General features: G+C 42.3%; 3 protein-coding genes. 1 reads left to right on the top strand and 2 read right to left on the bottom strand.

Going from position 1 to position 5852, the window contains the following annotated elements:
- Positions 1-61 precede the first annotated feature (61 nt).
- Together IQK56_RS16080 and IQK56_RS16085 are read right to left on the bottom strand one after the other, a co-directional pair.
- Entirely contained in the window at positions 62-4243 is a 4182-nt protein-coding gene (locus IQK56_RS16080; protein ID WP_193864139.1) for an NACHT domain-containing protein, read from the bottom strand.
- 315 nt (positions 4244-4558) lie between these two features.
- A complete protein-coding gene (locus tag IQK56_RS16085) occupies positions 4559-4900 on the bottom strand; it encodes a DUF6124 family protein (protein WP_193864140.1) in 342 nt (113 codons plus the stop codon).
- 422 nt (positions 4901-5322) lie between these two features.
- On the opposite strand from IQK56_RS16085, the gene IQK56_RS16090 reads away from it, so the two are divergent.
- On the top strand, positions 5323-5781 hold the full coding sequence (locus tag IQK56_RS16090) for an HIT family protein (RefSeq protein ID WP_193864141.1): 459 nt from the start codon (positions 5323-5325) through the stop codon (positions 5779-5781).
- The last annotated feature ends 71 nt before the right edge of the window (positions 5782-5852 follow it).

Below are 5852 nucleotides of genomic sequence, written 5' to 3' on the forward strand. Positions count from 1 at the left end.
TTTTTTACTGAATTTATATAAAAATATTCTATTTAGGAGACTAGATAGAATAGATTTAGTGTTACTCAGAGTTGTTGTTTTTACTTATAATATTCAAGCTTCCGGTTAGCTCTTTGTTAAGTGTATATAAGCCTGAAATTTCCAGCCAGTTAATATCTTGATCGCCGCCGTTGAACCCGCCATAGGTGTTCTTTTCTCCTAAAAATGTCCAAATTATCTTAAGGTTGTGTTCGTCTAGATAACGAATAAGTAAATCCTTTCTTATTAGCAGGCAGGATGGTGTAGCGCTATTTGCTGCTGGATCGAAAGCCGCGAGCTCTCCGCTGGAATCTAACCATTCGCCTATCTTTGACGAGTATTTCAGTTTAAGTCCTTCATAAAGATCTACTCTTGGTGATAAATAGGACTGCTGACTATCATCTCCTCCTCCGGTTTCCCAGTGATGGCCTTCAGTCGTGACCTGAACACTTCCTAATGAGCAATCCTTCCCCCGAAGCCTGAGCTCTTCCCAAGAACTCCATCCATAGTAGTCTTTTTGGAAATAACGGTATGCCGATGACCAATAGTACTCACGTGAGAAAACCTGATATTGGCTTTTGCTTTCGGGCATCCATCTGCCCATAAAACTTTCGTTTTTAAGGTTGTTAATGATTTTTTTACTTTCTTCTTTTTTGATGAAGTAGCTGCGGCATTGTAGCCATATATTTTTTTTGTTGTTTTCGTCGTAATCAGAGTTTATGAAATCAGGCTCTTTCCAGTCGAGGTATCGTTCTAGTACAAGCCACTCAACACCATTAGGGTCCGTGAAAGAAATGACCTGCTCCGGATTTGGGAGGTCGGTAGTGAGGCTGAGCCAATACTTATTAGAAAAGCCCCAGTTATTATAATGCGGCTTTTCCCAGAAGCAAAATCTAACCTCAGCTTGGCTGGGGCGTTGTATTAGTGTTGGGTCAATATTCCGAAGTCCAGGGTTCCATGGTCCTTCGTAGTTTGTTTTTTCATCGTTGTTGCGCCATCCTTTTGTCTCGTCGAACATCATGTGGTTATCGGCTAATCTTGCTACGATTTCGTAGAGCGCGATCCATTGATATTTTTTGCCAAGACGCTCTATTTTGTTTTCGAATCTGTTTGAGGAGCTAGAGTTGCTGTCTACAATTCCTTGTTTTTCAGCTTTGTAACCATATTCTTCAAATATTAACTTGCAAGCATAATTGCTTAAAAGATTGGCGTCGCAATCCCAGTTTCTAACGGCGCTTTCAAAGGTATATCTGCCAAAATCACCATAGCTGGCTACTCCACGTCCGTATTCCGTTACCATGGAGCTAAGAATGGTGTTCACTCCTGATGCACCGTCTACTCCCCATTCCTTTTTATATGCATCAATTTCCTCATTGGAGGGTAGGTTTGTTGGTAGTGAACTTTTATATGGTGGTGAGATTTTGGTAAGTACAGAAGCGTCCACAATGTGTTTGGTTGTAGCATATTCTACTATGCCTTTGGCGTAATCTCTAATTAAGATGTTAGGGTAAAACTCTTTCATGGTTTTAACTAGGTCTAGTATGGAGTCACAGAGGTCTACTAAGCCATATAATTCATCGGAGTTAACTACCGCTCCAAAAGAAGCTGCATAAATTCGATCAAGGATGTATAGATCATTTATATCTTTAAATAGCAAAATTAAATAATTTGCAAGAGGGAGGTCGTCAGTTAAAAGTTTGGCAAGGGATTTTGTTGCGGTATCTCTTAATTTGATGTTGGTGCTAGAGAATAGCCAGGAAATTGCGATTGCACATAGCCGTCTGGATTTTTGGCATAGCAGTACTTTATCTTCAATGGATGCTGCCCATCTGACAAGTCTCCAGATGCTAGATGTATCATCTTCTTGTAGGTTTATATAATGGGTCCAGGTAGTATCCCGCTCTGCCATAGACATCTTATTTAAATAACGATGCAAGCTATCTGCGTTGTAGAAGTGATCAGGTTCTCCCGCTACAGAGTATACTGCGTGAATCAAAAGATCGAACATTTCTTCATCTGATAGAACACTATCTTTTATATAGTTCCAAGATGATTTTTTCACTGTTTTCGGAGTTCTCCAACCCATACTGTTAACAAAAGCTGCTGAGATGGCTTTTGAGTGTTTGTATTGGAAAGGTAGTACTTCGTATAACTCGGTGTCAAATAGATCTGGTAGTTGGATGGATAGTGACTCAATAATCCCTTGGTTAGGGGCTGGATTGTTAATTATTTGAGCCAACAAGCCGTCACCAGCGAAAGCAGACTTTATATTTTCTGGGTTTATTTCTGATGTTATCAAATGTCTAGTAAATAAATGGTCTTCAAATTTTTCATATGATAGGTATACGCCCTCTTGTGCCTCTTTTTTACTGTTCCAAAAAGCATTTTTTGATAGTACTCCTTCAGATATTAACTCATCGAGGAATCTACGCTTGTCACTGTATATCTTAACTGTTTCTTCTGCGAGTGAGTACGCCGTATCATAATCTACATATTGTATGTTTGAGTTGTATTTAAGTGTGACGAGATTTTTTGATACTGTCTTGACCAGATTTTTTTGACTCGGATAGTCAAATCTTGAAGGTGAGGAGAGCTCTCGATTTACGCTTTCAAAATAATATTCAATTATATTATTTAGACCTTGAAAGCTGGCGGATTCTAAGTTCTTGTTTCTTCCTCTCGCTCCCTCGCAAAACAACCTCAAGAATAAAGGGTTGCTAAACTCTGGGTTGAGTAAAGGGGTTGCAGGTTTTATGATTCCATACTGCTCGAAAAACAAAGATGCTGCCTCATCTTCTCGTCCGATAAAACCACGGTGTTTAGTGTGTGTTAATTTGTCTACTGGATTGTCTTGTAGTCTTAATATGTTTACATACGACGTTCTAATACTAAGGATTAGTCCAATCCAAGGAAATGCTTTAAAACTTTCTACAAAACTATGGATATGGTTAGCCCAAAAAAATTTCCCACGACCTTCGTTAATTGCGTCAACGACAAAGAGAATTCTCTCTCCTTTGGACTCGGCTTGGGAGTTGAGTGCGCCTAATAACTCTTCTTCAGAACAAGATAATCTGAGTATGTTTCTAAGAATTTGTGTCCAAGGCGCTTCGTCAGATGTTAAGTGTTGTCCAAGGATTAGTATGCCAGGAGTATGTGCATGCATTTTTCTCAGGCAGAGATCGCCGAGCAGATGGGACTTTCCAATCCCTGCTTCACCATATAACAGCATGTAAGGTGAGGTTGATAGTGTTTTACTGTCTTTAATAAATTTTGTAAATTTTGCGAAAGAGTACTTAAGGTTAGACAAAAGTTTGTTTGATGTTTTGCGTCTTTGGTGCTCTTCGATTTCTTCAAGGGAGTCTTCGATGGTTGTCGTAATAGAATTGAGATGCTCGAAACTAGAAGTTATGTTTTGCCAAGGAATGCCTATTGTGAGTTGGCTGAGTATCAGAGGGTCAAGGCTAGATTTTATAGTGCCTATGTTTTTTAGGGCTTTTTTGTATGTCTGTGATGAAATGTATTGTTCAGAGAATTTTAGTAAAGTATTTAAATTGGTTTCTAATTCCTCGATTGTATTTGTAGAATGCTCTATGAATAAAGTTGAGCGAGCCATTGCCTCAAAACAAAAATTTATATCGAGATTGATATTTGCTTTTGGTGTGTACCTTTTACCAAGATCTTTTATGCTGAGATTTGTAAGTCTTTCAAACCAGTTTTTAGAAAACTCTGCTGATGAGAACCAAAAAAATTTTTTCCCTGAGTTTCTTTCTGTCGACAATCTATGGATTAACTCAGAGCTTCCCCAGTAAATTATTTCTATGTTTCTTCCCTGTGCAGCAGCTATTTCCTTCCATTCCGTCTCTTTATCGTTCCAGTGGTCCATGAACCATTTTTGATTTTCTTTACGTGGATCATTTCTATCTAGTGGGATGCAAACATAGTACCTAGTTAGTTTTGGGTGGGTTCTCAGCGCTGTTTCGAAGGATTTTTTTACTTGAGCCCACTGTGATGCACCCATTGCGGAAAAATATTTCGCCTGCCAGCCATATTCCTCACCATTTTTTAGTACGCAATATGCTTCAACCCCAGCGTCAGGAGCTGCAATCCTGAAAAACCTCACACTTTCTGGGATATCCTCCTCTCTTGCAAGCTGACATACTAATTCCTCAAAGGCTGAGTGTTGAGAGTTGTTAAACGATTTTATCTGATTCCATTCAATGGTCACAGTCAATCACCAAGGTTAGAGTTAAGTCGTGGGTCCGTGTATCGATTTTTCTGTTTGATCATCTATTGCAAACTTCTGTTCGAAGCGTTACGGCCTTGATCGCCCCCGTTACAACATGTTGAGCTATTCTCGGAGGCTTTCGCGATCATCTAGGAACTGGCAGTTTTTCGATCGATTAGCATAGCCGTAAATATGGCTTATAGCCATCATCTTTTCACGTTTTGGTTCCGCGGTAACACACTGATTGGTACGATTAGTTAGTAAGCGCGCACCTAGTTCACTATAAGTAGGTACGCGCTGATTAAAGAGATCCCTTTAATCCTCCTTCGCTACTATGGGATCGTATTGGTCTAGGGCTTTTTCAATCAGAAGACGTATTCCCTCTAGCATCCGATGTATCCCTAAGGCGACATTTCGAGGATTGCCATCGATCTCAAAAGCTAAATAGCTTGCCAGCGCCTGAACTGACGCTAGGTCCTCCGATGCATTGATTAACAACGTCTCGGCATCTAACCCTTCCCGCACTGCAAAGAGACTATCGCTCTCAGCAGATGGATCAGCTTTCGTAGCCGGATTCAAATAATGGTTAAGCGTTCGATGAACAGAATTTTGAAGCAGGGATGAATCCAACGGCGGATTCGGACTGTCTTTAATCATGGCGAAGCTCCCAGAGTATTGGAGCCACCAACCATCGCTGCGAAACGATATTGGGGTGGCAGCTGTACGCAGGTTCGCAGACCGGGACTCTAGGCACCCGGCATACCCGAAGGTATCCCGCGCACAGCCGCCATAACATCAGGCATAAAAAAGCGCCCGCTATCTGAGGTGGACGCTGTGCGTCTAGAGTTTAACCGGGCTGCGAAACCCGGTCGCTGAATTTTCAGCGACCGCCGAAGATTAGGCAGCCAGCTTCCCAGCGGCAACCCTAAAACGCTGTCGGAAATTTCCGTGCGTGGCGATGCGGCGATATCCAAATTTTAGGATATTTTCCAAAATGCCCATTGAGTTTGACGCTTGTTCGCTCCTGGCTTTAGATGGTTACCACGACCAAACCCAAGACGAAATTGGCGGTGATTCAAATGGATTGTATTTTCTGCAGCATTGTCCGCAAAACCTCCCCGGCCCATATCCTGTGGGAGGACGAACATCACATGGCGTTCCTGTCGATTTTCCCCAATACCCCAGGTTTCAGCGTGGTCATCCCCAAGCAGCATTACGGCAGTTATGCCTTTGCGCAGTCGGATGAGGTGTTGGCTGATCTGATCGTGGCCACCAAGAAAACCGCCTTGCTGATCGACCGGGCGTTTCCCGATGTGGCGCGTACGGGGATGATCCTGGAAGGGTATGGGGTTGATCATCTGCATGCGAAGTTGTTTCCCATGCATGGGACGGGGCAGGACAGTGCGTTCAAGCCGTTGAGCTCGAAAGTGAATAAGTTTTTTGAGGCTTATGAAGGCTACATCTCGTCCCACGATCACGTGCGGGCGGATGATGCCAAACTGGCAGAACTGGCCGAGCGAATCCGATCTTTCGCCTAGTACAGTTCCAAATGTGGGAGGGGCTTGCCCCCGATAGCAGTGGATCAGTCAGTTTATCTGTCGCTGACCCA

The organism is Pseudomonas cyclaminis (genome assembly GCF_015163715.1).
GTDB lineage: Bacteria > Pseudomonadota > Gammaproteobacteria > Pseudomonadales > Pseudomonadaceae > Aquipseudomonas > Aquipseudomonas cyclaminis.

Bases quoted from the DNA above. Each gene is read 5' to 3' on its own strand.
- IQK56_RS16085 (WP_193864140.1), bottom strand. From the start codon at position 4,900: ATGATTAAAGACAGTCCGAATCCGCCGTTGGATTCATCCCTGCTTCAA.
- IQK56_RS16090 (WP_193864141.1), top strand. From the start codon at position 5,323: ATGGATTGTATTTTCTGCAGCATTGTCCGCAAAACCTCCCCGGCCCAT.